21 protein-coding genes are annotated in these 26,398 nt (G+C 66.6%); 11 read left to right on the top strand and 10 right to left on the bottom strand.

The features are described 5' to 3' along the window. Nucleotides 1-309: 309 nt before the first annotated feature. From EPL00_RS23035 to EPL00_RS23045, 3 genes are all read right to left on the bottom strand, one after another. Nucleotides 310-2,244, bottom strand: coding sequence for a helix-turn-helix transcriptional regulator (locus EPL00_RS23035; protein ID WP_135855374.1), 1,935 nt, complete (start codon nt 2,242-2,244; stop codon nt 310-312). Between the two features lie 513 nt (nt 2,245-2,757). Next, nucleotides 2,758-4,104 carry a hypothetical protein gene (locus tag EPL00_RS23040; protein WP_202932761.1) on the bottom strand — a complete coding sequence of 449 codons (1,347 nt, stop codon included), beginning with the start codon at nt 4,102-4,104 and terminating at the stop codon, nt 2,758-2,760. 102 nt (nt 4,105-4,206) lie between these two features. Then, the gene (locus tag EPL00_RS23045) at nt 4,207-5,508 is read right to left on the bottom strand and encodes an ABC transporter substrate-binding protein (RefSeq protein WP_238398300.1); all 1,302 of its coding nucleotides are present in this window, start codon (nt 5,506-5,508) and stop codon (nt 4,207-4,209) included. Nucleotides 5,509-6,022: 514 nt separating this feature from the next. On the opposite strand from EPL00_RS23045, the gene EPL00_RS23050 reads away from it, so the two are divergent. The 6 genes from EPL00_RS23050 (at nt 6,023) to EPL00_RS23075 (ending at nt 11,743) form a co-directional block, all read left to right on the top strand. Further along, a complete protein-coding gene (locus tag EPL00_RS23050) occupies nt 6,023-6,373 on the top strand; it encodes a helix-turn-helix domain-containing protein (protein ID WP_135855371.1) in 351 nt (116 codons plus the stop codon). After that, complete coding sequence (locus tag EPL00_RS23055; protein WP_202932762.1) at nt 6,373-6,819, top strand: type II toxin-antitoxin system VapC family toxin; 447 nt, start codon at nt 6,373-6,375, stop codon at nt 6,817-6,819. The genes EPL00_RS23050 and EPL00_RS23055 overlap by 1 nt, the downstream gene beginning before the upstream one ends. A gap of 8 nt (nt 6,820-6,827) precedes the next feature. Then, complete coding sequence (locus tag EPL00_RS23060) at nt 6,828-8,111, top strand: tyrosine-type recombinase/integrase (RefSeq protein WP_135855369.1); 1,284 nt, start codon at nt 6,828-6,830, stop codon at nt 8,109-8,111. A gap of 106 nt (nt 8,112-8,217) precedes the next feature. Next, nucleotides 8,218-9,033 (top strand): hypothetical protein, encoded by an 816-nt coding sequence (locus tag EPL00_RS23065; protein WP_135855368.1) that lies wholly within the window; start codon nt 8,218-8,220, stop codon nt 9,031-9,033. 89 nt (nt 9,034-9,122) lie between these two features. Next, entirely contained in the window at nt 9,123-9,725 is a 603-nt protein-coding gene (gene rdfA, locus EPL00_RS23070) for a rod-determining factor RdfA (protein ID WP_135855367.1), read from the top strand. A 62-nt stretch (nt 9,726-9,787) separates the two neighbouring features. Beyond that, a complete protein-coding gene (locus tag EPL00_RS23075; protein WP_135855366.1) occupies nt 9,788-11,743 on the top strand; it encodes an archaea-specific SMC-related protein in 1,956 nt (651 codons plus the stop codon). 34 nt (nt 11,744-11,777) lie between these two features. Here EPL00_RS23075 and EPL00_RS23080 read toward each other — a convergent pair whose 3' ends face one another. Further along, nucleotides 11,778-13,067, bottom strand: coding sequence for a CaiB/BaiF CoA transferase family protein (locus tag EPL00_RS23080; protein ID WP_135855365.1), 1,290 nt, complete (start codon nt 13,065-13,067; stop codon nt 11,778-11,780). A 463-nt stretch (nt 13,068-13,530) separates the two neighbouring features. Here EPL00_RS23080 and EPL00_RS23085 point away from each other — a divergent pair, with 463 nt between their 5' ends. Together EPL00_RS23085 and EPL00_RS23090 are read left to right on the top strand one after the other, a co-directional pair. Next, a complete protein-coding gene (locus EPL00_RS23085; protein WP_135855364.1) occupies nt 13,531-14,295 on the top strand; it encodes an IclR family transcriptional regulator in 765 nt (254 codons plus the stop codon). Between the two features lie 94 nt (nt 14,296-14,389). Beyond that, entirely contained in the window at nt 14,390-15,190 is an 801-nt protein-coding gene (locus EPL00_RS23090; protein ID WP_135855363.1) for a creatininase family protein, read from the top strand. A 47-nt stretch (nt 15,191-15,237) separates the two neighbouring features. Here EPL00_RS23090 and nagZ read toward each other — a convergent pair whose 3' ends face one another. From nagZ to EPL00_RS23110, 4 genes are all read right to left on the bottom strand, one after another. Beyond that, entirely contained in the window at nt 15,238-16,851 is a 1,614-nt protein-coding gene (gene nagZ / locus EPL00_RS23095) for a beta-N-acetylhexosaminidase (RefSeq protein WP_135855362.1), read from the bottom strand. A gap of 1 nt (nt 16,852) precedes the next feature. After that, nucleotides 16,853-18,019, bottom strand: a complete 1,167-nt coding sequence (locus tag EPL00_RS23100; protein WP_135855361.1) for an exo-beta-N-acetylmuramidase NamZ family protein — start codon at nt 18,017-18,019, stop codon at nt 16,853-16,855. 139 nt (nt 18,020-18,158) lie between these two features. Then, a complete protein-coding gene (locus EPL00_RS23105; RefSeq protein ID WP_135855360.1) occupies nt 18,159-19,148 on the bottom strand; it encodes an LLM class flavin-dependent oxidoreductase in 990 nt (329 codons plus the stop codon). A 41-nt stretch (nt 19,149-19,189) separates the two neighbouring features. Beyond that, nucleotides 19,190-20,350 carry a hypothetical protein gene (locus EPL00_RS23110; protein ID WP_135855359.1) on the bottom strand — a complete coding sequence of 387 codons (1,161 nt, stop codon included), beginning with the start codon at nt 20,348-20,350 and terminating at the stop codon, nt 19,190-19,192. Between the two features lie 182 nt (nt 20,351-20,532). Here EPL00_RS23110 and EPL00_RS23115 point away from each other — a divergent pair, with 182 nt between their 5' ends. Both EPL00_RS23115 and EPL00_RS23120 read left to right on the top strand, forming a co-directional pair. Continuing rightward, entirely contained in the window at nt 20,533-22,170 is a 1,638-nt protein-coding gene (locus tag EPL00_RS23115) for a glycosyl hydrolase family 18 protein (protein ID WP_135855358.1), read from the top strand. Nucleotides 22,171-22,274: 104 nt separating this feature from the next. Further along, a complete protein-coding gene (locus EPL00_RS23120) occupies nt 22,275-23,390 on the top strand; it encodes a mandelate racemase/muconate lactonizing enzyme family protein (RefSeq protein WP_135855357.1) in 1,116 nt (371 codons plus the stop codon). Nucleotides 23,391-23,440: 50 nt separating this feature from the next. Here EPL00_RS23120 and EPL00_RS23125 read toward each other — a convergent pair whose 3' ends face one another. Beyond that, nucleotides 23,441-24,526, bottom strand: a complete 1,086-nt coding sequence (locus EPL00_RS23125) for a serine hydrolase domain-containing protein (protein WP_238398301.1) — start codon at nt 24,524-24,526, stop codon at nt 23,441-23,443. Nucleotides 24,527-24,671: 145 nt separating this feature from the next. Here EPL00_RS23125 and EPL00_RS23130 point away from each other — a divergent pair, with 145 nt between their 5' ends. Further along, nucleotides 24,672-25,046, top strand: a complete 375-nt coding sequence (locus tag EPL00_RS23130) for a Rid family detoxifying hydrolase (protein ID WP_135855356.1) — start codon at nt 24,672-24,674, stop codon at nt 25,044-25,046. Here EPL00_RS23130 and EPL00_RS23135 read toward each other — a convergent pair whose 3' ends face one another. Continuing rightward, the gene (locus EPL00_RS23135) at nt 25,047-26,261 is read right to left on the bottom strand and encodes an anhydro-N-acetylmuramic acid kinase (RefSeq protein ID WP_238398302.1); all 1,215 of its coding nucleotides are present in this window, start codon (nt 26,259-26,261) and stop codon (nt 25,047-25,049) included. Nucleotides 26,262-26,398: the final 137 nt, after the last annotated feature.

Consider the following 26,398-nt stretch of genomic DNA (forward strand, 5'->3'; position numbering starts at 1 on the left):
GGCGTCTAAATCCACTTTCGGTCGAAAGTAGGCCGCGGCTCTCGACCGCGTTCGACTCGGCCCCCGCGCTCGCGTGCGGTCGTCGGCGAACGGACCGGGGCGAGCAGGACCGTTCGCTGGCCCGGTAGGCGGCGTGGTCGCCCGCCGGATTGCTCGCCGACCGAGCTACCGGCTGTCGGCTCCGACCGAATCGGCCGGGTTGGACTGCCGACCGGCCGGGTTGGACTGCCGACCGGTCGGTCCGGACTGCCGGTCAGCTAGTCCGGGCTACCGGTCAGTTGGTCCGGGCTACCGGTCAGTTGGTCCGGACTACCGACCGGTCGGCGTCGCGGTCCATCCGCCGGGCTTGCCCGACGGCGGAACGTCTCTGGGCATGGCGGGGTCGGGTACCGCGTCCTCCAGACAGATGAGGTTCTCGCGGCCGATTTGGACCTTCGTGAGTTCGTCGTCGTCGGCCATCGCGGAGAGTCGCCTGCTGACCTTCGCCTTCGACCATCCGGTCGCATCCACGATTTCGCTCTGGCGCATCCGGCCGGACTCGGCGCGGAGCATCCGCTGGACGAGTTCCGCGTCCGAGACGAGTTCGACCTCCGCGGCCTCGACCACGTCGGCGGCGGTCCGCTCGTCGGGGTCGATTCGGTCGGCGGCGAGCGTGCCGGAGGCGTCGGCGCTCGCGCTACCGACAGCGTTTCGGGTGCCGTCGCTGTCCCCATACCCGAACTCGGCGGGTCGAGCGGACTCGCCAGTTTCGAGTGACTCGGCGACTTCGACTGCGGACCCGGACGCCCCGGAACCCGTCGGCGATTTCACGCGGTCGTGCAGTTTCGCGCGATTGCACCGCTCCGTGGGACCGCTTCGCTCCGTGGCACCGTCGCGTTTCGCGCGACCGTCGCGCTGGCCCGAACGGTCCGACTGAAAGCGATTCGGCACGGCACGAGCGATGCGGGGACCGAGCGAGGCCCAGTCCCAGCGAGTCAGGAAGACGGTGAGTCCGACACCAGCCCAGAACCCGAGGACGCCCCCGGTAATCCACGCCGGAGAGAGCGAGTCGTGGGGACTGACGCCCAAATCGACCTCGGTCTTGTCACTCAGGAAGTCCCCGTCCGTGTCGGTCGCGAGGGGGTCCGTACCGAGGCGTTCGACCTCGACTTGGTCGTTCAGCCCGTCGCCGTCGGTGTCGGCGACGACCGGATTCGTGCCGACGGTGCGCTCCTCGCCGTCGAGGAGACCGTCGCCGTCGGTGTCGGCGGCGGTCGGGTCGGTGTTACCCTGCAACTCCGCGTCGTCGGCGACGCCGTCGCTGTCGGTGTCGGTCGAAAGCGGGTCGCTGCCCGCTTGGACTTCGGTGTAGTCCGAGAGGCCGTCGCCGTCGGTGTCCACGGCGGTCGGGTCCGTGCCGCGCTCGCGCTCGTCGTCGTCGGGCAGTCTGTCGCCGTCGGTGTCCACCATCGTCGGGTCGGTGCCCGCCTCGACTTCGGTCCGGTCGTCGATGCCGTCGCCGTCGGTGTCCACGGCGGTCGGGTCAGTCGAGTAGGTGGCGACCTCCTCGCCGTCTCCGAGCCCGTCGCCGTCGGTGTCGGCCGCGGTCGGGTCGGTGTTCGACTCGACTTCGGCGGAGTCCGTGAGTCCGTCGCCGTCGCTGTCGGTCGCGCCGACATCGGTCCCGAGGTCGAGTTCGCGCCGGTTGGTCAGTCCGTCGCCGTCGATGTCACCGGACTTCACCGCGAGGCCGACCGTGAAGGTGTCGAGCGTCGCGTTCGTCGTCGCGTTCCGGAGGGCGAGCGTCGCCCGCGTCGCGTCCCCCGAGAAACTCCCGTTGGGCGCGACCGAGACGACGGTGTCGTTCGTGCCGACGACCGTCACGTTCGAGGAGTCGGTGGCGTTCACCGCGAAGCGTTGGCACGTCGCCGCGGTTCGATTCGCGTCGGAGTCCGTAGAGAGACAGAGAGAGTAGACGCCGGACTCCTCGAACGCGAGGTCCGCGGCGAACTGCCGGACGCTCGACCGCCAGACGTAGGGCGTCCCGTTCACCGACGCGAACTGCTCGCCGGATATCGCGACGTTCGTCACGTTGGGTGCCGACGCCGTCGTGGTGATGGGCGTCGTGTCCCGAGAGACGGTGTCTTTCGCCGAGTGGGCGGACACTACCGTTCCGCTCGCCGCCGCGACGTGGGGGAGCAGCCCCACCGAGAGGAGAAGTAGCACGGCACCGACAACTCCTCCTTTGGTAATTTTCTTACTCATGGCTAGTTGTCGTGAGTGTCTCCATCCCACGAGTATATAGCTTACGACCGATTAATCAGACATTCGTCTAACTATATCACCTTATTTAATACCTCTCGAATTTTATGATAGTGGGAGACGAGATTCGACTTTCATCGTGCAAGAGTCAGACGTAGTTCGTTTTGCTTTCATAATGCTACGTACGGGTTTAGGGGCCTGCTAAATTCAGTCTCGTAGTCGTGAGCTTCTGAATACCTAATTTTGGACGTGCGTCTAATTTTATCCCGGTCGGGTAACCGAGGCGATTCTTTCTCTCACGAACCGGACATTAAACGGTTGCTAAGGCCTCAAGCCATCGTTTTGGACTCGGCATCGACACCCGTTTTCCCGGCGTCGGCAAGAGTGGCCGACCGTTGCGCTGGTGCTACAGTATCACTTCTCCGACATCAGTCGCCATCTGTCTGAAAACGGACCCCGACACGTCGAGGAGTGGACGTGACAACCGGCAGGGACTGACGCCGCGCCGACCTCGGCTCAGGCGTTCACCATCGCGTCGAACAGCGCCGGATACTCGCGGAGTTTCGCGCGGCCGACCAGCGCGTAGCAGTACGCCTTCAACTGCTCGCGCCAGTGGGGTCGCTGGTCGAGTCCGCCGAACCCGACCACCGCGACTTGGAGGTCCTCGACCGCGCGCGAAACCTGTCTGGTGAGCAAGGGCGGCGGGTCCGACCCCACGACCGACCGATAGGTGGACCGCGCGCGACGCTTCGCCGCGAGCGTGTGTCCCGAGTCGAAGGTTCGGTCGCCGGGTTCGACGACGAGGTTGTCTACTACGAAGTCGTGGGCGCGACGCTGTGCGAGTCCCGTCGAGAACTCGACGGCGCGATACACCGGCAGGTCCGACGCTTCGTCCACTCCGAACCGGTAGTCGTAGTCGTAGCACCACCGCAGGAGACGCGACCGGGCGAACTCGTAGGGCTGGCTGGGACCGTCGTCCCCGCTCGCCTCGACTTTCGCTTGGAACTCCGACCGGACCTCCTCGCGGGAGGGGAACGAGTCGATGCCCGCACGGAACTCGTCGGCGACGCTCCGGAGGTGGTCGGCGTACGGAGCGGTGGCACCGTCGAGTTTCCCGCCGAGGAGGTCGCGGTATCGCTCGGCGGTCCGGACGTGGAGCCTCGCCTGCAGGAGGTTCGCCGTGATGGCACCGAAGTCGTCGGCGTCGTACTCTCGGGAGTCGGAAGCGTCCTCGCCCGCACCGTCGCTCTCGTCGGCCAACGCGTCGTACTCGTCGTGGAACCGGGCCATCACGAGGTGGCGCTCGACGGCGTAGTACCACGCCAAGTCGCGGCCGGGGGCGACGGTCGGGTACGGCTTCAGGTCGTCGGCGACGCGCCCGCTCCGGTCGCGGAGTCGTCGGCTCCGGTCGGCGAGCGACTGGAGGTCAGTCTTACCAAGCTTGGCGCGCGCGAACCCCAACTCCTCGCCAGCGAACTGGAGGCCGTAGCCCGCGTCGAACAGCGCCTCGTGGTAGTTTCCGTTTCCGAGGGCCTCGCGTGCGTTCTCCAACCACCCGCCAGCACCGGTGAAATGCTCGTCCGTCTCGATTCGCTTCCGGAGTCGTTTCCCTTCCGATACCGTTTCCGCCAAGAGTTCGACTGCTTCGCGGGCGTGGGCCTCTGTCACGGTCGGTTGCCACAGCTCGCGGACTTCGGGCGGCGTCGGATACACCTCGGTCGCCCAGTCGGTCAGCACGTCCGGGAGGGCGGTCGGGGTCGTCGCGCCGACGGCGAGGGTGGTACCGCCAGCGGCTCCGGCGAGACCGCCGAGGAGCCGTCGTCTGGTGAGAGAGAGGTCGGGAACCATCTGAACGGCAGACACGTTCCGACCGACCGGGGAAAAGTCGTCCGATAGCGCCACTGCGACCTCGGGGTCCCGTGACGGCCTGTCGGCGGACGCCCGAGACTGGCCGCAAACCGTCGGTCAGTTCGACCCGGTGATGATGTCGGCGAGTTCGTCGCGGTCGAACAACTGCTCTTCTTCGGGAACGTCGGGGAGTCGGTCGTCGGTCACGTCGCCCGGCCACTCGCCGAACTGGTCGGGGTAGAGTTGCTTGCCGAGCATCTCCGTCTGGAAGAGGTTGATGATCGGCCCCTGATAGGGCGTGCCACCGATGTAGAGGTTATCTTCCTGAACGGCCGTGAGTTCCTGCCCCAGCGGGCTGTCTCGCAACCCCTCGACGGTCGCTTGGGTGGCGTCCTTCCCGTTCCAGTCGCGGTAGTTGACGCCGAAGTGGAAGATGAGTATCTCCGGGTCCGCCTCCAAGAGAGCCTCGTAATCGACTTGTATGCTCGTCTGACCGCCGTACTCCCCGTCGAACGCGTCGAGGATTTCCATGTCGCGGTAGTGTTTCTTGCCGTACGTGTTCTCCAGACCCGTGTCGGGGTCGTAGACGGTGAAGCCACCGTCGGTCTCGGGGTTGTTTCTCGCGTTCAGCACGTCGACCGTCGGTTGCTCGGACTTCGACGGGACCCGCGAGCGCATCTCCTCCATGGCCGTTCGATAGAACTCGTTGAGCGCCGCGGCCCGCTCGGACACCTGAAACAGGTCGCCGTAGCGGCTGACGAACTCCGGGATGGAGTAGTACGGGTACGACTGCCCGTCGGGCCAGTTGGGCCACTCGCCGCCGCGCTTCCGGCGACTCACGTTTCCGAAGAACGGAGCGATGTTGTCGTGAAGCTCCTCGATTTCGGTCTCGTCGCTCCCGTAGTACGAGATGAACCGGTTCGGGTCGGTGGCGAGCAGGTCGGGGTCGAGTTCGTACAGGAACTCCTTTTTCACCGCCCAGTCCTCGGTCAGCACGCGGTCGAGCGAGTCCGGGTCGGGCGCGGAAACGCCGGGAAGCTTGTCGTAGAACCCGGTGAACCAAAACTGGGGACCCTCGGCCGCGACGATTTTGTCGCTCTGGCCGAGCGCGGTCATAACGTCGGCCTCGAAGCCCCAGCCGCCGACGAAGCTCTCCGGGACGGATTCGAGTTCGACCCGTCCGACCGGTTCCATCGTCGCCGTGTCGGTCGACTCCTCGGTCGTGGTCTCGGTCTCAGTCTCGGCTCTCTCCTCGGTCTCGGTCGTCGTTTCGGCGCTCGTCTCCGCCGTAGTCGTCGCCGACTCGGAGTCGCCGCCCGCCGAACAACCGGCCAGCAAACTCCCACCGATAACTGCCCCGCCGTACTTCACGTAGTCCCGCCGCGTCGGTGCCTCACGTTTCTCGTCGTCGCCTGCCATATGTTTTAGGCTAGCCTAAACATTGATAATACTTTTGTTTCTAGACCAGTCAGCCTACAACCCAATTATCAATTCGGGGTGTAGAACGAGAAATTAAACGGGAACTCCACTATCATCGGTCGGTCACGCGATGGTCGGGACAGCAGAATACCGACCACCGACCGACGCGCTCCGCGTTACCCCGAGTGGGTCGATATCGTCACGAATCGGGAAACCGACGCTTCTTCGAGACTGCATCGGTCGATAAATTTGCTATAGCGATTTACAATTTACCATGTAATTGTCCTTTCGGAGGGCGATTCGTTGGTATTTACACAGACTCTCACAGTCAGTACAAACACCGGAAATGTACGTGAGGAGTAAGAAGTTCTCTCCTGTACGGAAATGGCCGATTCAGAACTACCCTTCCCCGAGGTATCCGACTCACGGCCGCGCTACCACCCGTTCGGCAGTGTGCGGTACACCACGTGGCGTATCCCAAACGGTTATACCCTCTCGTCTCGTAGGTCGCCACATGTCGAGTGACCGCGACGAAGGACGATTCACCGAGCGAATCTCGCTAGAAGACGTACTCGGCGTGTTCGACCGCGTGAAGGGCCCCGTCGTCACTTCCAGCGACGTGGCCGACCGACTCGACTGCTCCGGCGAGACCGCGCGCCGGAAACTCCGGGAGTTGGCGGAGACGGGTCGCGTCGAGAGTCGCAAGACCGCGGGGCGCGTCGTCTGGTGGCGCACCGACGCCGAGACGGCCACGACCGAAATCGACCCGGACGACTCGTTCTGGGACGCGGACCCGGTCTCTGGTGACGACGTAGTCGAGGAGTCCGACGTGGACGACCTCCTCTACGGCGAGGTCGATTCCTGATGGTGCAGGGGCCGACGCCGCTGTTCGTGGACACGGGAGCGTTCTTCGCGTGGCGGTACGACCGCGCGACCCGCCACGAGCGCGCCCGCGAGGTGTTCGACGCGATTCGGACCGGCGACCTTCTCTACCGACCGCTGTACACGAGTCGGTCGGTCCTCTCGGAACTGACGACGCTCCTGCTCCGGAAAGCGGGTCACGCCGCGGCACTCGACACGCTGACCACGATTCGAGAGTCGGAGAGTTTCATCGTGCTTCCGGTAGACGAACCCGCGTTCGCCGCCGCGTGCGACGAGTTCGCGCGGTACGACGACCAGCAGATATCGTTCGTGGACCACACGAGTAGCGTCCTCGCCGACGGCCGAGATGTCGAACACGTCTTCGCGTTCGACGACGACTTCCGGACGCTCGGATTCACGCTCGTCCCCCAAGACGTGGACGGACCGTGACTCGCAACATGACGACCGAAACCCCCGACACTACCGACTGGCAGACCGACGACGACGTGTCGTGGACGCTCCTCGCGTCCGACGAACTCGCCGACGCCTACCGCGCGGTCGTCGCACCGGCGCTTCGCGCGGACGGGTTCGACCCCGAAACCGACAAGCCGTCCCACCAGTGGCTCCGCGAGAACGGCTTTCGGTCGCTCGTCTACGCGCTTCGGGAACACCACGACCTGACGTTCGGCGAGTTCTGGCGCGACGAGATAGCCGCGTCCGACCGCGACCGCGACGAGCGCGACTGGGCTACCGACGACGAGCGGACCGTGGAGGCGCTGAACTCCTTCCTCGAATCCCGGACGAACCGCGCCGGACTCGCCGACTCGTCGATTCGGACGCTCCGGTACCGACTGGACCGCTACCTGCGGGCCTACCGCGCGGCAAACGAGACCGACGACCTCGTGACGCCGGTCGCCCGCGATAGCGACGTACCCGCCCGCGAAGCGACCGACGAGTGTTGGGCCGCCTTCGACCGACTCCACGCGCGACTCGACTCGCCGACGACGAAGCGTCGGGTCCTCCTCGCGGTGTCGAACTGGTACGACCACCTCGTCAGACGCCAGTGGGCCGCAGTCAACCCGGCCGACGGTCTCGCCGACGAGTACCGCTGGCGCGACGACGCGAACGACGGCGACGCCGACGAGACGCCCTGTCTCGACGCGAGCCACGTCCGCGCGCTCTTCGAGACCGCCGAGGAGGTTCGCGAGCGCCTCGTCGTGGTCGCGCTCGCCGGGTGGGGTCTCCGACCGAACGAGGTCGCCGCGCTCCACCGCTCGCAGGTCGAGGAGGGCGACGTTCCCTACCTCTCGTTCGCGGAGCGAAAGAACGGCCCCGGCGAGGTGTCGGTGCTGTACGGCAGGGAGGCGCTGGCCGACCGTATCGCCCAACTGCGCGCCCGCGAGTCGTGGTCGGGGTATCTCTTCCCGAGTCCGCACTCGTCGGCCGACCACGTCACGCGCGGGACGGTGTACAACTGGTTCTGCGACCTCGCGGACCGCGCCGGTCTCCCCGACGAGATCGAGGGCGTCTCCGTCTCGCCGAAGCTCTGTCGGCGGTTCTGGTACGACGCCTACACGTCTGTTCTGGAGGCGGTCATGGCTGGCGTCGAGGAGATCGCCAACGAACAGGGGAGTAGCGACCCGCAGGTCGTGATGCAGAACTACCTCTCCGACGAGCGTTCGCGTACCGTCCGCCGGGAGTTCATGCGCGAGCGACTGGCCGACGCGTTCGGTGGCGGATAGTAAATCGTATCTCGATATATAGATTTCCGACTCCCGGACTCGCGAGACCGTCCGTCGCTTGCGCGGTTCGGCACCGTTAATATCATTCGGCGGCCACTGCGAACCGATGGTAGCTGTCGAAGGCGTCGTGGTCGTCGGGCCGGTCACGCTGTTGTGTGTCTACTACGCGTATCGGTTGGCGAACACCGGGCGACTGTACTATCTACTGTCCGGTCTCACCCCCGACCGCTCTCCCGCCCTCGCGGACAGTGAGTCGGTGACTGTCGAGGGTCCCGTCACGGTAGACGACGAGGCACCCGTGAGCGACCGTGCGACCGACGAGGAGACCGGGGAGATAGCGATGTACGTCTGGCGGACGGCGTTCGCGCGGAGCGGCCAGCGGGTAGTCGATTTCAGAAACTGGGAGACGAGACGGTCGAGAGCGACGTTCGCCTCCGGGGTGGAGTCCGGGACCTTCTCGGTCGCCACCGGGAACGGCGACGTGCGAGTGGACCCGAGTTGGCTCCGGGACGTTCACGACGCCACGCAACTGTCGGACGTACGGCCGGTGGGTCTCCTCCCGAGTCGGACGTGGCACGTCTACCTCTGGCGGTCGCCGTACGTCCACTTGACCAGCCATCTCGTCGAGTCGTCTCTCGAACGACTGCGAAGCGTCATCGACGACGACCCGGACGTAGATTTGAGCGACGACTACTTCGCGTCGAAGGTCGTTCCGGAAGGAACCGAACTAACGGTTCACGGCAAACTCTCGACCGAAGACGGGACGCCGACGATGGCGGGGACCGACGACACGCCGTTGTTCGTCTCCGACCGCGGCCTCGACGCGATTCGGGGCGACCTTCGGCGTCGGGCGCGCAACTACGGAGTCTACTTGATACTGGCATCCGGAGCCAACGCGCTGGCCGTACTCGCGTTCCTGTAGACCGAGATTCTCCGTTCCGGTCGGCGCATCGAGAGACGGGTACCGCAACGAAAAGTGTTACAACCGTAGAGCTGTTACAGTCGCCTCGAATGACTAGCGAGCAAGTCGATTGTAGTTGTAAGGTCGGGCGGGTCGCCGAGGAGTACGGCGTGACCGAGATAACCGCCCGACTCGTAGACGACTGGCAGGCGGGAACGAGCGTCCGCGAACTGGCCGACGAGTTGAACGAGAGCGTCGTCCGGTCCGCGCTGACGGCGGCGAACGTCGGACAGGTCGAGTGGAGTCGCACGCCGGTCTACGAGGCGCTTCACACCGACGAACTCAGCGACGCCCAAGAAGTCCAGATTCGCCGCGAGTTGGACCGCGCGGGCGTGGACGTGGACGAGTTGTCGTCGGCGCTGGTGTCCCACCAGACCGTCTATCGCCACTTGAAGAACTGTCTCGACGCCTCGAAAGGCGATACTCGCTCGCCCAAAGAGCGACGAAAAAAGGCGAAAGACACCGTGTACGCACTCCAGCGACGGACCGAGGTCGTAACCGAATCGACCCTCGAAACGCTCGATTCCGCAGACGTGACTGACCTTGGAGATATCGACGTACTGGTGGACCTGCGGGTCGTCTGTAACGACTGCGGTCGCTCGATGAACTTCGAAGACGCGATGAACGAGGGATGTGACTGCGCTGTCGCCTGAGAATGCCGATACCGCCGTCGAAACGAAAAGAGCTATTTATATAGCCCTGAAACAGCGGGTACATGGATACCACAGAGGCTCTTCGCGATACCCTCGATATCGAAGTGAGCAATATCGGCGGTATCGACCGAGCGAACGTCGAACTCTCGGACGGGGTCACTGTCCTCGAAGGCGAGAACGCCACGAACCGAACGTCGTTTCTACAGGCGACGATGGCCGCGATGGGGAGCGACCAGTTCCACCTCAAGGGCGACGCCGACCACGGTCACGTGAAACTCTCGCTCGGCGAGACCGTCGTCGAGCGGGAGTTCAATCGCCGTAACGGCATCGTGGAATCGAGCGGCGACGGACTCCTCGACGACCCGGAACTCGCGAACCTCTTCGCGTTCCTGCTGGAGGACAACGAGGCGCGACGCGCGGTCGCCAACGGCGACGACCTCCGCGAGATAATCACGCGGCCGATAGACACCGACCAAATCGAGGCCGAAATCGAGCGGTTGCAGGCCGAGAAACGCGAGATAGACGAGCAGATAGAGCGCGTCGAGAGCCGCGAACGCGAGTTGGTGGACCTCGAACAGCGAACGACCCGACTGGAGACCGAAATCGAGGAGAAGCGCGACCGACTCGGCACGCTCGAAGCCGAAATCGAGGCGGCCGACGCGGACCTCGAAGAGGAGCGCGCCGAGAAGCAGGAAGTCGAGGAGCGACTGGACGAGTTGAAAGACCGCCGGTCTCGACTCGAAGATGTGCGGTTCGAAATCGAGACCGCCGAGGAGGCCGTCGAATCGCTCCGCGCAGAGCGCGACGCGAAGCGGGACGAGCGCGAGGGCCTCGCGGGCGACCCCGGCGAAGACGTGGACGCGCTCCGTGACCGTCTCGGCGAACTGCGCGACCGGAAGCGACGGGTCGATGCGCAGGTGAGCGAAATCCAGAGCATCGTCCAGTTCAACGAGGACATGCTCGACGGGACCGACAGCGAAGTCGCCGACGTGCTTCGCGACGGCGACGGCCACGACGACGGGGCGCTCACCGACCAACTCCTCGACGGCGAGGAGTCGGTCGTCTGCTGGACCTGCGGGTCCGGCGTGTCGCGCGACGACGTGAAGGACACCCTCGACCGACTGCGGTCGTTTCGGAAGGAGAAACTGAGCGCGCGCCAGTCGATACAGGACGAGATAGACGAAACCGACGAGCGCGTCTCGGAACTCGAACGCGCCGAGCGCGAGCGCGAGCGAGTGAATCGCCGCCTCGCGGAGATAGACGACGAGATAGAGCGCAAGCAAAGCCGAATCGAGGACCTCGAAGCGCGCCGCGACGAGATTCACGGCGAAATCGAGGCGTTGGAGGCGGAAGTCGAAGACGAGGAGGCCTCCGACTACGGCGAGTTGCTCGACCTCCACAAACGGGCCAACGCGGTCGAACTCGAAATCGAGCAGAAAGAGGACGAACTGGCCTCCGTCGAAGACGAGGTCGCGGAGATAGAGTCGCTCCTCGGCGAGCGCGACGAGTACGAGGCCCGCCGCGACGAGATCGCCGACCGACTCGACGAGTTGCGCAACCGCATCGACTCGCTGGAGCGGGGCGCGGTCGAGGAGTTCAACGCCCACGTCGAGGAGGTCCTCGACGTACTCGAATACGAGAACGTCGCTCGCATCTGGATAGAGCGCGTCGAGCGCGAGACGCGACAGGGGCGGCGCAAAGTCGCGGAGAACCACTTCGAACTGCACGTCGTCCGCGAGTCCGAGTCGGGCCGAACCTACGAGGGGACGGTCGATACCTTGAGCGAGAGCGAGCGCGAGGTGGTGGGTCTCGTGTTCGCCCTCGCCGGGTATCTGGTCCACGACCTCCACGAGACGGTGCCGGTGATGCTGTTGGACTCGCTGGAGGCCATCGACTCGGCCCGAATCGCCCGACTGGTCGAGTACTTCGCGGAGTACCCGGCGTTCCTCGTCGTGGCGTTGCTCCCGGCGGACGCCGAAGCCATCGAAGTCGCCCACGACACGGTGACGAAAATCTGACCTCGGCCGTCCGGAATCCCCCGTCGTTCGGGCGTCACTCGGGGGTTCGTCCGCGTCGCTCGTCGGGAATCGCGCCCGACTCCCGGAGCGATTCGATACGCGCATCGTCGTAGCCCAGTTCGCGCAGAATCGGCTCGGTGTCCTCGCCCAGCAGGGGCGGTGCCGCGTCGAATCCCGACTCGGCGTGGTCGAAGTTCAGGGGGTGTTCCACGACCGGAATCTCGCCGACGGCGGGGTGGTCCGCGCTCGTCACGACGTTCCGGGCCTCGACCTGCTCGTTGTGGAGTGCTTCGTCCACGTTGTACACCGGGCCGACCGGGAGACCGTGGTCGTCCGCGAGGAGTTCGATCCACTCGTCGGTCGGGCGCTGGCTGATACTCTCGGAGAGTTCGGCCTCCAGTTCGTCCATGTTCTCCACGCGGTCGGCGTTGGTCTCGAACCGCGGGTCGGCCGCGAGGTCCGGGCGGTCGACGGCCTCGCAGAACTGCCGCCAGAGCTTCTGGTTGAGGCACGCGACGTTGATGTGACCGTCGGCGGTCTCGAAGGTCTGGTACGGCGCGAGGACCGGGTCTTTCGTCCCCATGCGCGTCGACTCCTCGCCGACGAACGCCTTCCCGGCGTGCTTGGTCAACCACGGAAGCACGGCGTCGAGCATCCCGAGTTCGACGCGCTCGCCCTCGCCGGTCCGCTCGCGCCGGTAGAGCGCGCCCAAGATGCCGAACGCCGCCCACATCCCCGTCACGAGGTCGGTCTGCGGGACCCCGACTTTCACCGGGTCGCCGTCCTCCGGCCCGGTCACGCTCATCATGCCCGACATCCCCTGCACCAGCAGGTCGTAGCCGGGCCGGTCGCGCCACGGTCCCGAGTCGCCGAACGCCGAGATGGAGCAGTAGACCAGTTGGTCGTTCTCCTCGCGCAGGTCGTCGTAGCCCACTCCGAGTCGGTCGGCGGTCCCCGGCCGGTAGTTCTCCACGAACACGTCGGCCTCCTCGGCCAGTTCGTAGAGGACCGCGAGTCCCTCGTCGCTCTTGAGGTTCAACTCGACGCTCTTCTTGTCGTAGTTGACCGTCCAGAAGTAGGGCGACTCCCCCCGGTCGGCGGCGGTCCTGCCCGGCCCGTCGTACTCCTCGCTGGCGACGAACGGCGGTCCCGAGTGGCGGTTGTCGTCGCCGACCTCGGGGCGCTCGACCTTGATGACCTCCGCGCCCTGATTGGCGAGCATCAGCGAGCAGAACCCGCCCGTGACGAACGTCGAGAGGTCGAGGACGCGAATCCCGTCGAGGAGGCCGCCGTCGCCGCCCGCGTCATCGGTTGACTGTGTCATGGAAGAGCAATGACGGACGACCCCGATAACGTTTTGCATCGAACCGGTACGACGGAAGGACACGCGTCACAGGAAATATTACAGTAGTACGAGTGTAACAGAATTCGTTTTCGGAGGAGCCGACGCGAACGTCGGAACGGCGCGTATCGGCGGCACGGTCGGGTCGTCGCTTCAGTTGTCACGAAGTCGAATCGACTCGGTGTCACGGTGTCGATACTGTTTCGACGTAGCCACAACCTGAAGAGTTAACGGAAGTAACACGGGTACGGACTCGAATTTTCGACGCTTCGAGGCGATACGGCGGCGTAGACACGAACTGGCCCGAACAATCGTCACCGCCGAGAACGTTTCAGCATAGCCGAAACGACCGCGCTATCGGGACCGTCGAGACGAGGACGCCCCGAGAGAGGCCGTGGGAAAGCTATTTAGGAAGACGACCAGAGGTACCAGACAGTGACACAGAATGGGACGCGAGGCCAAAAACCCCGTCAAAACGACCCAACGGTCCTTAGACGTTATCGAAGCCCTCCAAGAGACGGACGGGGCCAGACTCACCGAACTCGCGGACCGGCTCGACCTCCCCAACAGCACGGTCCACAACCACCTCAGCACGCTGATGGAGCGCGATTACGTCTTCAAGGACGGTGACATCTACCGGGTCAGCCTCCGGTTTCTGGACCTCGGGGAACACGCCCGCAAGCGCCGGAAGATATACGACCTCGCCAAGCCCGAGATTCGGGAACTGGCCGACGAGACCGGCGAAGTCGCCAACCTCCTCGTGGAGGAGAACGGCTGGGGCGTCTTCCTGTGGTCGTCGGAGGGGGAGAACGCCGTCCCGCTGGACATCCACCCCGGCAAGCACGTCCACCTCCACGCCACCGCGGTCGGCAAGTGCATCTTGGCCCACCTCTCGGAGAAGCGCGTGGACGAAATCGTCGCGCGGCGCGGCCTCCCGGCCGAGACCGACCGGACCATCACGGACCGCGGGGCGCTGGCCGACGAGTTGGAGACGGTCCGCAACCGGGGCTACGCCATCGACGACGAGGAGCGCCTGCCCGGCATGCGGTGCATCGGCACGACCGTCAAGAGCGAGTCGGGCAACATCATCGGGGCGATAAGCGTCTCCGGGCCGACGAGCGCGATGGGGATGGACCGACTCACCGACTCGCTGGCCGACCAGTTGCGCGGTGCCGCGAACGTCATCGAACTGAAAGTGGCCTACTCGTGAGATAGCGTTTCAGTCATGTTGAAACGCCCCCAGCCGGAATTTCTCGGCGGGGTCCCACCGAACCTTTATGCGGATTCGGCCACCTCGCCACACCATGTTACGCCTCGACGCCGGACCGGCCAGTCTCGCCACGAAGACGCGGACCGAAATCGCCGACGTTGCGCGCCAGTCCGGGTCCGTACTGGTCGTTCCGGTCGGTAGCATCGAACAGCACGGCCACCACCTCCCGGTGGCGACCGACACCCTGCTGGCCGACGCCGTCGCCGAACGCGGCGCGGAGCGCGTTGCCGACGACCAACCGACGCTGGTCGCGCCGCCGGTCTGGACCGGCTACTCGCCCCACCACCTCTCGCTCGGGGGCACGCTGACGACCGACGCCGACAGACTCGTCGGCCTCCTCGAAGACGTGGCCGACTCGGCCGCGGAACTGGGCTTCGATGCGGTGCTGTTGGTGAACGGCCACGGCGGGAACGGGCCGGTCGTGGACCTCGCGGTGAGTACCATCGGCGAGGAGCATCCCGACCTCGAAGTGACCGGCGTCACCTACTTCGAACTCGCCGCCCCCTTCGCCGACGAGATTCGGGACAGCGACACCGGCGGGATGGCCCACGGCGGCGAGTTCGAGACCTCGCTCGTTCTGCACCTCTACCCCGACCTCGTACGCGAGGACGAGACCGAGGGCACGTATCTGGACGAGCCGTACGATAGAGGAGGTAAGGACCTCCTCGAAGGCGGTCCCGTGAACTCCTACACCGAGTTCGAGGAGTACTCCGAGTCGGGAGCCATCGGCGACCCCGACCTCGCCAGCGCCGAGAAAGGGGAAGAACTGTTCGACCGATTGGGCGACGAACTCGCCGACGTGTTGCGGACCGTCCACGAGCAGGCGACCGAGTAGGCGTCGGCGCGCCAACACGCCAATGCGCCAGCGAGCCGACTCCAGTTTCAGCTATCCTGAACCGTGACGGGGAGTCGGCCCTCGGCCTCGCGCTCGCCGAGGAGAACGTCGGCCGCGACCGCCAGCGACACCGGCGCGTCGTCGTACGTCGTGAGGTAGGTCGAGACCTCGGGGAACGCCCGCAGGTCGTAGGGGTTCCGAATCGAGAGGACGACGAGCGTCGCGTCCGACTCGCGGACCCGCGAGACGGCTTCGGCCTGCGCGTCGTCGGTCGCCGCGTTCCGGGTGCAGACGACGACCGTCTCGTCGGCGGAGGGGTCGAGCGAGTCGGGCGACGAGTCGTCAACCAGTCGGGTCTCTACCGCGAGGTCGGACTCGCGCAGGCGCTCGGCGAACGCGCCCGCGTCGGCGGCGCGCTCCTCGACCTCCGACCCGGCACCGCCGGGGAACTGGACGACGCGAATCGTCTCGTCGCCCGCGAGCGGTAGGTTCTCCTCGCGGTCCCGGACCAGCGTGACCCCGCGCTCGGCGACTTCGCGGGCGAGGCGTCTGCTCTCGGCGTTCGCGGTTTCCCACTCGTCCGCTCCGGATTCCGGCGTCTCCTCGGCTTCTGACGGCCTCTCGGCGTTCGCTGGCTCCTCGCCGACGCCGAACTCGGCTTTCGTCCGGAGGATGCGCCGGACGGAGGCGTCGATACGGGTCTCGGCGATGCGGCCCGACTGGACCGCCGCGACCACCGCGTCGATGGCGGCGCGCTGGGTCTCAGGGGTGTGGGAGACAGTCACGATGTCACAGCCCGCTTCGACCGCCTGCACCGCGCCCTCGGGGGTGCCGACCGAATCGGCGATGGCGTTCATCTCCATGCAGTCGGTCACGACGAGTCCGTCGTAGCCCAACTCCTCGCGGAGGAGTCCCGTGAGAACCGGCTCCGACAGCGTGGCCGGGCGCTCGTCGTCGTCGGTGAACGTCGGGAACGCGACGTGGGTCGTCATTATCGCCCCGATTCCCGACTCGATTGCGGCCCGGAAGGGCGCGAGTTCCACGCGGTCGAGTCGGTCGCGGTCGTGGTCGATGACGGGCAAATCGAGGTGCGAGTCGGTCGCGGTGTCGCCGTGGCCGGGGAAGTGCTTGCCGCAGGCGACGACGCCCTGCGACTCGAAGCCCGACGCGACGGCAGTGCCGAGGTCGCTCACGAGGTCGGCCTCCTCGCCGAACGAGCGCACGCCGATGACGGGGTTGTCGGGGTTGTTGTTCACGTCGAGGACGGGCGCGAGGTTCGCGTTGATGCCCACCGCGCGGAGTTCGCGGGCTTTCGCCGCGGCGGCGCGTCGCGCGAGGTCCGGGTCGCGGGCGGCCCCGAGCGTCATCTGGCCCGGCAGTCGGCCTTCCCACGGGAGCCGTGAGACGACGCCGCCCTCCTCGTCTACGGTTATCAGGAGCGGCGGGCGGTCGTTTTCGGCGGCGGTCTCCTGCAGCGACTCCGAGAGGGCCGCGACCTGCTCGGGGGCGTCGAGGTTCCGCGCGAAGTAGATGACGCCGCCGACCCCCTCGGCGACGAACTCCCGTATCTCCTCGTCCGGCGTCGTGTCGGGGAAGCCGACGACGAACAGTTGCGCGACCTTCTCGCGGAGGTCCCAGTGAGCGGGGTTGGTCCGGGACATGTCAGTACCGCAGGTGGCGCTCGCGCGCGTCGAGGAACGCGGCTCGGTCGTCGTCCCACCGGTCGATGATGCCGTCGGCGATGTCGCGCGCGCCGTTGGCTGAGTCGGCCTCGTCGATGGTCTTGCGGAGGTAGGTGCCGCCCGCGAGTTTGTCGATGAAGAACTCGTCGTCGTAGGACACCCAGTCGCAGTCGTCGTAGGTCGTGAACGCCGAGATGAGCATCGTGAGTCCCACTCGGACCGGCTCGAAGTCGTCGCGGTCGAGGACGTGGACCTGCACGCCCTCGATGTCGTCGCGCTCGTGTTTCGAGAACATCGGCGTGAAGTAGGCGGGGCGGAAGGCGACGCCCGACAGTCCCGCGGCGTTGAGCGAGTCGGCCCACGACTCGGCGTCTATCCACGGCGCGCCGACCAACTCGAACGGTTTCGTGGTTCCCCGGCCCTCCGAGAGGTTCGTCCCCTCGAAGAAGCAGGTGCCGGGGTAGACGGTGGCGGTCCCGAGCGTCGGCATGTTCGGCGAGGGGTAGACCCACGGGAGGTCGGTCGCGTCGTACCAGACGTTCCGGTCCCAGTCGTCCAGTTCCACGACGAGGAGGTCCGCGCCGATGTCGAACTCGTCGTTGAAGTACGTCGCCAGTTCGCCGACGGTCATCCCGTGGACGATGGGCAGGCCGTAGTTGCCGACGAACGACGAGTGGGCGTCGGGGACGCGGTTTCCGGCGGGCGCGACCGGCGCGATGGGGTTCGGGCGGTCCAAGACGACCATCCGCTTTCCGGCCTCGGCGACGCCTTCCAGCGCGTAGGCCAGCGTGTAGATGAGGGTGTAGAACCGACAGCCGATGTCCTGCATGTCGTAGACGACGGTGTCGAGGTCGGCTATCATCTCGGGTCGGAGGTGTTTCTCCTCGCCGTAGAGGCTCTTGACCGGGAGTCCGGTCTTCTCGTCGATGCTGTCTTCGACCTCCACGCCCGCTTGCTCGCTCCCGCGGATGCCGTGTTCGGGACCGAACAACTTCCGGAGGTCGAACTCGTCGCGGTCGGCCAGCAGGTCGATAGTCGTCCGAAGCTCCGAATCGACGCCCGAGGGGTTCGTGATGAGCCCGAGGCGGTCGTCGGCGAGTACGGAGTTCTGCGATTCGAGAACCGATTCGATTCCGAGGCGAACCATACGATAGCAGATATCGGGTCGGGAATATAAATGTGGGTGTCGGTGACAATCGTGCCACCGCGTCGGCGGAGGGCAGACGGTGGACGGGAGTGCCGGGTCGCGCTGGACGACTCGGAACTCGGAGTTCGAGACCCGGAACTCAGAACTCGGGGATGACGTGGTCGGCGAAGGCGTCGATGGTGTCGCGGGGGTCGCCGACCTTGCTGACGACCTGTACGCGGTCCACTCCGGCCGCCTCCAGTTCGGCGAGGTAGTTCACGAAGTCCTGTGGGTCGTCGGTGACGTTGTTCGCGTCGATTAGCTCGTCGTCGGACAACTCGGCGAGTTCGGCGTCGGCGACCTCCTGAATTGCTCTCGGGTCGGGGTTGTCGAGTTCCGTGTCGTCGGGCGTGTGTTCGCCCTGCTCGCGGAGTTGCGCGGCGACCTCCTCGGGGTCGCCGAAGTGGGCGGCCATCTGGGTCGTGACCTGAGCCTCCGCGGGCGACCGTCCGCCGTCTTCGAGGCCCTGCTCGAAGTTCGGCACGAGGAGGTCCGCGATGTGGTCGGGCGAGGCGGCGGTGGTCAGGTTGCCCGCGTACTTGCCCGCGCACTTGGCCGACTGGGGACCCCACGCCGCCCAGTGGACCGGAATTTCGGATTTGGTCTGGGTGTAGAGTTTGATGTCGTCGTACTGGTAGTAGTCGCCGTCGTAGCCGACGTACTCGTCGCTGTTCCAGAGCCGTTCCATCACGTCCAGCGTCTCGATGAGCATCCCGGCCAGCGTCCCCCAGTCGGGCCACTCGCCGTCGTAGAAGTGCGCCTCGTTGAGCGCCTCGCCCGTGCCGACGCCCAACTCGAAGCGACCGGGGAACATGTTGTCGAGCGTGGCGATGGCTTGGGCGAGTACCGGCGGGTGGTACCGAACGGTCGGGCAGGTCACGGCGGTTCCGACCGGCACGTCCGGGACCTCGCTCATCAGCGTGCCGAACCACGGCAGGATGTGGTGGGTGTACGGGCGGTTGTCGAGCCACGGCAGGAAGTGGTCGCCGATCCAGATGCCCTCGAAACCCGACTCTACGGCGTACTTGGCGAGGTCGATGTCCTCGCGCGGGGAGCGAAAGCACCCCGCGACGTTGTAGTGAATCTCCATGCCTACGGGCTACCGATTCGCACCACGCCCATAAACCTTCGCTACGCGAGGGTCGCCGCGAGCCAATCCAGTTGCTCGTCGCCTAACAGCGAGTAGTTGTAGACGTGCAGTTTCTCACAGCGGTCGCGGACCGCACCGACGACCGTCTCGAACTCGCGTTCGGACCCCACGAGGTCGGGGTCGAGACTGACGCCAGCGTCCACCGGGAGCGAGACGGCCTCGCGCACGCCCTCGACGCGGGACCGGGCCTCCTCGGAGTCGCCGACGTAGCAGAGCGCGGTCACGCGGTCGAGGTACGGTTCGAGTCGTTCGAGGTCGATACCGGCGGGCCACCCGTCGCCGGGACCGCGCCCGAGTCCGTCGGCCACGTAGTAGTTGAGCGGCGTGTCGCCGCTCGCGGCCGCGAGGCGGCGCGCCAGTCGCTCGACGACAGTCGCTCGGAAGTCGAAGAGGTCGTCGAGGACGGGGTACTCGTCGCGGAGGGCGGCGAGGTCCACCGTCTCGGCCGGGTCGGCGAGGAGGGCGTCGGCCTCGTCGCGGACGACCCTCCTCGCGCGGTCGAGGTTCACGCGGTGGTCGGACGCCGCGGTGTAACACCCCTCGCAGAAGCACTGGGAGAGCAACACCTCTTGCTCGGCGTCGGTCACGACTTGATTCTTGCTGTGGCCGAAGTCGTCGCCGTGGCCGTGGAACGCGTTGGGAAAGCCGAGCGATTCGAGTTGAATCTCGCCGAGGTCGTAGGCCGCCAGCGAGCGCGCGACGCCAGCGAGGTACTCCCGGACCGCCGCGTAGGACGGACAGAGCGCGTGGTCGTGTGGCGTGCCGAACGCGCTCTCGACGCGGTACTCGGGGTTCCGTGCCCCGAGCCGCGAGTTGTGGTTGCAGACGAACCAGCCGTTGACCGCGACGCCCGCGTCGCTCGCCCGGCCGACGAGTTCGCCGAGCGGGTCAGTTGACCCGGCGGTGTCGTTGACGGGCGGCGAAATCGGCGTGTCGGCGAAGTGGTCCGGATTCGGGTCGAAGTGACAGCCGCCGGGGTGAGACTCGAAGAGACTCCCGGAGCGTCGGGGGTCGAGCGTCCGAATCGAGTGGTAGTGACTCGCAACGTTGACCGCGTCGAATCCTCGGGCGGGGAGGGCGGAGACCGACGCCGTCGCCCGGTCGCCGAGAAAACTCCACGGATACGCCCACGTAACAGCCATACACTGCCTTCCGGAGGGCCGACTAATAAGTTTTGCACCGACGGGGTCGGCGTCGGCCCCGCGTCGCTCCGAGGTTCGAGGAGGTCGCGTGCGTTCGTACTACCTGCAAAAATCACTAACAAATGTTATAAATATATTTAACTTGCTCGAATAGATGTATCGAAGTGGAGAGTTCGGATTCCATGACAGAGCATCCGCGGTCCGATTCGAGTGGCACCGACGAGCGACCGACGACGAGCGCATCGAGGAGAACCTTCCTGAAGGGGACCGGCGCGGTCGCGGCAACGGCGGCGGTCGGCTCCGGGGTGGTCGGAGCCGACACCTCCTCGACGGGGAACCGAATCGTCGGCTACTACCCCGGTTGGGCGAGCGACACGCTCCCGCCCTCGGAGGTACCCTACGACAAACTCACGCACCTCAACTTCGCGTTCCTCGCGCCGCAGTCCGACGGGACGGTCGTCCTGCAACGCTCGTCGGACGACCAGACGCTGACCGAACTCTCGAACTACGACGACGAGAGTACCGTCATGTCGCTGTCAATCAGCGGCGGCTGGTACCCACAGGAGTACTCCGACGTGGCGTCCACGGCCGAGCGCCGCCAGCGGTTCGCCGAGACCGCGGTGGACCACGTCCAGAACTACAACTTCGACGGCATCGACCTCGACTGGGAGTACCCCGACGGGACGACCCGGAGTAGCGACCCGCAGAACTTCGAGTTGCTGGTCGAGGCGGTCCGGAACGAACTCGACGCCCGGATGGGGTCGTGGACCAGTCTGACCATCGCGGGGTCAGCCAGTCCGAGTACGGCCGACGACGCCTACCGCGACGGCGTCTTCGACCACCTCGACTTCGTGAACGTGATGTCCTACGACTTCCACGGCGACTGGAGCAACGACACCAACTTCAACGCGCCGCTCAATTCCCCGCCGGAGGACCCCGACGGCCAACAGGACTGGAACGTCGCCTCGTCGATGGAGTACTGGGCGACTCGCCCGCCCGCGAAGTCCGACCTCGTGATGGGCGTGCCCTTCTACGGGCGGCGCTACACCGGCGTCGCCGGAGGGAACGCGGGCCTGTTCGAGAGCTTCGACTCCTCGTCGGCGGTGGCGTACGACGAAATCGCGGCCACCTACGAACCGGACGCGAACTACGAGTACCACTTCCACCACGACGCCGAGAACCCGTGGCTCTACTCGGCCGCGGACGACGAGTTCCTCGCCTACGACGACCTCGCGTCGATTTCCCGGAAGATGCGCTACGTCACGGCCAACGACTTCGGCGGCGCGATGTGTTGGGAACTCAGCCAAGACACGACGGGGACGCTCGTCACCGAGATGCACGAGGAGATGCACGGCGACCAGTCCCTCGCCGCGCTCGCCCATCGGGACCACGTGGTCACGACGGCGGAGGTCTGGGTGCGAGACGGACCGGGAACGTCGAACGCCCACGTCGGCACCGCGCCGAGCGGAACCACCGGAACCGTCGTGGACGGGCCGGTCGAGAGCGACGGCTACGCGTGGTACGAAGTCGAGTACGACGACGGCGTCGCGGACGGGTGGACCGCGCTCGGCGACGGCTGGCTAGCGAAATGCCGGTTCGACGCGGGCCACCGAGCGGTCACGGGCGTCGATTTGTCGGTCCGGGACGGCGCGGGCACGAGCGCGACCCAACTCGACACCGCACCCGCGGGGACCGGCGGGACGCTCCTCGACGGTCCCGTAGACGCCGACGGCTACACGTGGTGGAAAGTGGACTACGACGGCGGCGTCCAGACCGGGTGGTCGGCACAGGGCACCGACTGGCTCGTGCGGGACTACTGAGGACGCCCCCGTCCAACGACCCGATTCGCGCCCGGCGACCCGCCTGACGACCCGACCCCCGTCGGACGCGAGAATTTATTAGCCCGGCTTCGGTCGGTGTGGGTATGGCAGTCACGGGCGTCGAAGCCATCCCCGTCGAAGTAGACGTACAGCCCAAAGACGAGGGTCTCGGACTCGCACCCTACGTCAGCAACCACGACGAAGTGACCTCGGTCGAGCGGATGCTCGTCCGCGTCGAGACCGACGACGGCGTGACCGGGTGGGGCGAGATGCTGGTCGGCATGAAGTCCGCTCGCGTGACCAAAGCGGTGGTCGAGGACGTTATCGCGCCGGAACTGGTCGGCCGCGAGGTCTCGGAGATTCGGCCCTTCGTCGAGGAGTTCTACTACCCCTACGCGAAGGTGCGGCCGTTCGTCGGCGCGGTCGAGACCGCGCTGTGGGACGCCCTCGGGAAGAAGTTGGGCGCGCCGGTCCACGAGCTGTTGGGTGGGAAGACCCGCGAGGAGATACCTATCGCCCACTGCCTCGGCATCCTGAGTCCCGACGAGTCCCGAGAGTTCGTCCGGCGGGCCTACGACGCCGGGTTCCGGACGCTCAAGACCAAGGCGGGCCACGACTGGCGGACCGACGTGGACCGACTCGTCGCCATGCACGACGAGGTGGACGGCGACATGGAGTTTCGCATCGACCCGAATCAGGGCTGGACGACCGAGGACGCGGTTCGGGTCGCCGCGCGCCTCGAAGACGAGGGGGTCTATCTGCAGTACCTCGAACAGCCGGTTCGAATCGACTCGCCGGGGACCTACAAGCGACTCCGCCAGCGCCTGCGGACCCCCATCGGCGTCAACGAGGACGCCTACTTCCCCTACAACCTCTACCATCTGATAAAGCAGGACGCCATCGACGTGGGCGTCCTCGACCTCGTGCCCGCGGGCGGCATCTTGCGGGTCCGCGAGCAGGCGGCCGCGGCGTCGGCGGCGGGGGTCTCGCTGTCCCACCACTGCGGGTTCGACCTCGGAGTCAAGACCGCGGCGGTGCTTCACACCGTCGCGGCCACGCCCGCCATCAATCTCGCGCCCGACAGCGTGTACTACGCGTGGGACGACTACCTCGTGGAGTCGCCCCTCGACGCGACCACCGGGTCGATTCGAGTCCCCGACGAACCGGGTCTCGGCGTCACGGTGGACGAGACGAAAGTCGAGGAGTACCGGACCGACTGAGGCAGTTCACCCGACCAACGCCGGGGAGAATTCGAGAGAACCGAAGAGAGTCAGTAGTCGCCCGCGCCGACGAGTCCGTGAAATCGCTCGCGGAAGCGAATCAGGCCGGTCTCCTTGCCGTCGTAGACCTGATTCGTCAGCAGGACGGCGAAGCGGTCGTTCGTCGGGTCTATCCACAGCGAGGTGCCCGTGTAGCCGGTGTGGCCGAACGACTCGCCGGACCACGGCAGGCCGGGGTACTGCCCGCGGGCGAGTCGCCACCCGAGGCTGTGGGGTTCGTCCACGTCCGGCGCGTGGTCCTCCGAGAGGCGCGCGACGGTCGCGGGCGAAAGGAGTCGCCGACCGTCGAGTCGGCCGTCGTTCAGGAGCGCGCGGGCGAACCGGGCCACGTCCTCGGCGGTGGCGAACAGTCCGGCGTTGCCGCTCTCGCCGTCCATCGCATTCCCGAGCGGGTCGTGGACCTCGCCGCGGAGCGTCCGGTCGCGGTACTCGTGGTCGTAGGTCGCCGCGACGGGTTCGGTGTCGGTCGGTCCCATGCGCGCGTCGTCCATCCCGACCGGGTCGAAGACGTACTCCCGTGCGAGGTCCGCCAGCGACTCGCCGGTCGCCTGCCGGAGTGCTTCGGCGAGGTGGACGAAGTTCAGGCAACTGTACTCGTATCGCTCGCCCGGTTCCACGTCGCAGAGCGACCGGTCGTAGAGCCCCGAGAGGGTCTCGTCGGGCGTCTCCCACTCGGGATCGAAGGCGTAAGGCTGGAACCCGGAGGTGTGAGTCAGCAGTTCGACCAGTTCTACCGCGGCGCGCTCGGTGCCCGCGAGCGCGCCGATGTGGCGCTCCAGCGAGTCCGAGAGCGCGATTTCCCCGGCCTCGGTCAGCGCGAGCGCGACCGTCGCGGTCACGACGGGCTTGGTCAGCGACGCGCAGTCGAAGACGGTCTCGGTCGTGGCGGGAAGGGCCTCCTCGGGGTCGCGCTCGCCGACGGCGACGGTGCGCTCGGTCCCGGCCGAGTCTCCGACCGCGGCGACCGCACCCGGAAACGCGCCCTCCGCGAGACCGGTCTCCAGCAGTTCGGTCAGCGGGTCGTCGGTCGCCGAGTCGTCGCCCACCGACGGCGGCGAATCGTCCGTTCGTGTCACGATTCGATTGGTTTCGCCGGGAGACCCTTAACTGTTCGCGGGGGCAGCGGGGAAGGGTGGAGGGAAGTGAAGCGGAGCGGTCGCGGGGACGCACCTCCGCCCCGAGGAGAACAGTAATGAGGGACGCGAGAGAGAGTCCGACCGCATGGAAGAAATTAGCACCGACGACGCACCGCCGAGCATCGGTCCGTTCTCGCAGGCGATTCGGGACGGCGACCGCATCTACGTCTCCGGGCAGGGTCCCATCGACCCCGAGACTGAGGAGATAATCGAGGGCGACGTACGCGACCAGACTGCCCGGACGCTCGAAAACGTCGAGGCGGTCCTCGACGCCGCGGGGAAGTCCCTCGACGACGTGGTGAAGGCCACCGTCTTCGTGATGGACATGGACGACTACGACGACATCAACGACGTGTACGGCGAGTACATGTCCGCCCCGTACCCCGCCCGGAGCGCCGTGCAGGTCGAGGATTTGCCCGTGGACATCGACGTGGAGATAGAAGTCGTCGCCTCGGCCTGACTACGGCCGACTGAGTTTGCCGAGCGTCACCGCGCGGTCGGCTCCCGTCGCCCGCGGAACGTTGTTCGCCACGCCGTCGAGCGCGGTGACTCCCAAAAGTGCGAACAGCGCGGCCTCCTTCGCGTCGCTATCGACGCCGAGCGATTCGAGCCGTTCGACCGGACAGTCGGTGCGGTCGTCCAGCATGTCGAGCAGGGTCGGGTTGTTCGCGCCGCCGCCCGAGACGACGATTCGGTCCGGGTAGGGGTCGGCGAACCGGTCGTAGGCGTCGGCGATGGACCGGGCGGTGAGCGCGGTCGCGGACGCGACGATATCGGCGTCGTCGCAGTCGCGGTCGCGCGCGGTCGCCGCGAACTCGCGGGCGTAGTCGTGGCCGAACCGCTCGCGGCCGGTGGTCTTGGGCGGCGCGGCGTCGAAGTACGGGGCGTCCAGAAACTCGCTCACGAGGCCGTCGTCCACCCCGCCGCGGGCCGCCATCCGGCCGTCCTCGTCGTAGGTCGCCGCGCCGTCGGTCAGCAGTTCCACCACCGCGTCGATGACCATGTTCCCCGGCCCGGTGTCGAACGCGACCGCGTCGTCGCGGCCGGGCGCGGGCGGGAGGAGCGTGCAGTTGCCGATGCCCCCGACGTTCTGGAGCGCGCGCGCCTCGTCGTCGCTCGACAGGCACGCGAGGTCGAAGAACGGCGTCAGCGGTGCCCCGTGCCCGCCCGCCGCGATGTCGGCCGTCCGGAAGTCCGAGACCGTCAGAATCCCGGTCCGCCGCGCGAGAACGTCCCCGTCGCCGATTTGGAGCGTCGAGCGCGCGGGGCGGTCGGTCCCCGGAAACTGCTCGGGGTCGGGCGCGTGCCAGACCGTCTGGCCGTGGCTCCCGACGACCGCGACCTCCTCGGGGGCGACGCCCGCCGACGCGCAGGCGTCGAGCGCCGCGTCGGCGAACAGCTCCGCGAGCGCGACGTTCGCGCGACAGACCGCATCGACGGTGCCGGTCTCGTCGTCGCAGAGCGCGACGAGTTCGTCCCGGAGCGCGGACGGGTACGGTTCGGTGCGGAACGACTCGACGGTCACGTCGTAGTTCGTCGGCGGGTCGCCGGTCGGGTCGCGGGCGACGCGACAGCACGCCGCGTCCACGCCGTCGAGCGACGTGCCGGACATGAGGCCGACCGCGTACCGCGGTTCGCGGTCGGCGCGAGCGTCCGCGGAGTCAGTCGCAGTCACGGCGCACTCCTCCCGGAAATCGGTTCGCAGGTGAACTGTCTTCGCATGGCCGTAGGTGTTCGTTCGGCCGTCTTGGGTGTTTCCCCGAGCGGTCGCCTCCGGGCGACCGCTCCCGAACGACCACCACACAGTGACTA

Origin of the sequence: Halorussus salinus (genome assembly GCF_004765815.2) — an archaeon.
Taxonomy (GTDB): domain Archaea; phylum Halobacteriota; class Halobacteria; order Halobacteriales; family Haladaptataceae; genus Halorussus; species Halorussus salinus.

What these genes read in the sequence shown, in the direction of transcription:
- EPL00_RS23105 (WP_135855360.1), bottom strand. Translation starts at nt 19,148, where the DNA reads ATGGAGATTCACTACAACGTCGCGGGGTGCTTTCGCTCCCCGCGCGAG.
- EPL00_RS23050 (WP_135855371.1), top strand. Translation starts at nt 6,023, where the DNA reads ATGTCGAGTGACCGCGACGAAGGACGATTCACCGAGCGAATCTCGCTA.
- EPL00_RS23090 (WP_135855363.1), top strand. Translation starts at nt 14,390, where the DNA reads ATGTTACGCCTCGACGCCGGACCGGCCAGTCTCGCCACGAAGACGCGG.
- EPL00_RS23110 (WP_135855359.1), bottom strand. Translation starts at nt 20,350, where the DNA reads ATGGCTGTTACGTGGGCGTATCCGTGGAGTTTTCTCGGCGACCGGGCG.
- EPL00_RS23055 (WP_202932762.1), top strand. Translation starts at nt 6,373, where the DNA reads ATGGTGCAGGGGCCGACGCCGCTGTTCGTGGACACGGGAGCGTTCTTC.
- EPL00_RS23035 (WP_135855374.1), bottom strand. Translation starts at nt 2,244, where the DNA reads ATGAGTAAGAAAATTACCAAAGGAGGAGTTGTCGGTGCCGTGCTACTT.
- nagZ (WP_135855362.1), bottom strand. Translation starts at nt 16,851, where the DNA reads ATGTCCCGGACCAACCCCGCTCACTGGGACCTCCGCGAGAAGGTCGCG.
- EPL00_RS23100 (WP_135855361.1), bottom strand. Translation starts at nt 18,019, where the DNA reads ATGGTTCGCCTCGGAATCGAATCGGTTCTCGAATCGCAGAACTCCGTA.
- EPL00_RS23060 (WP_135855369.1), top strand. Translation starts at nt 6,828, where the DNA reads ATGACGACCGAAACCCCCGACACTACCGACTGGCAGACCGACGACGAC.
- EPL00_RS23065 (WP_135855368.1), top strand. Translation starts at nt 8,218, where the DNA reads ATGGTAGCTGTCGAAGGCGTCGTGGTCGTCGGGCCGGTCACGCTGTTG.
- EPL00_RS23045 (WP_238398300.1), bottom strand. Translation starts at nt 5,508, where the DNA reads ATGGCAGGCGACGACGAGAAACGTGAGGCACCGACGCGGCGGGACTAC.
- EPL00_RS23075 (WP_135855366.1), top strand. Translation starts at nt 9,788, where the DNA reads ATGGATACCACAGAGGCTCTTCGCGATACCCTCGATATCGAAGTGAGC.
- EPL00_RS23115 (WP_135855358.1), top strand. Translation starts at nt 20,533, where the DNA reads ATGACAGAGCATCCGCGGTCCGATTCGAGTGGCACCGACGAGCGACCG.
- EPL00_RS23085 (WP_135855364.1), top strand. Translation starts at nt 13,531, where the DNA reads ATGGGACGCGAGGCCAAAAACCCCGTCAAAACGACCCAACGGTCCTTA.
- EPL00_RS23120 (WP_135855357.1), top strand. Translation starts at nt 22,275, where the DNA reads ATGGCAGTCACGGGCGTCGAAGCCATCCCCGTCGAAGTAGACGTACAG.
- EPL00_RS23080 (WP_135855365.1), bottom strand. Translation starts at nt 13,067, where the DNA reads ATGACACAGTCAACCGATGACGCGGGCGGCGACGGCGGCCTCCTCGAC.
- rdfA (WP_135855367.1), top strand. Translation starts at nt 9,123, where the DNA reads ATGACTAGCGAGCAAGTCGATTGTAGTTGTAAGGTCGGGCGGGTCGCC.
- EPL00_RS23130 (WP_135855356.1), top strand. Translation starts at nt 24,672, where the DNA reads ATGGAAGAAATTAGCACCGACGACGCACCGCCGAGCATCGGTCCGTTC.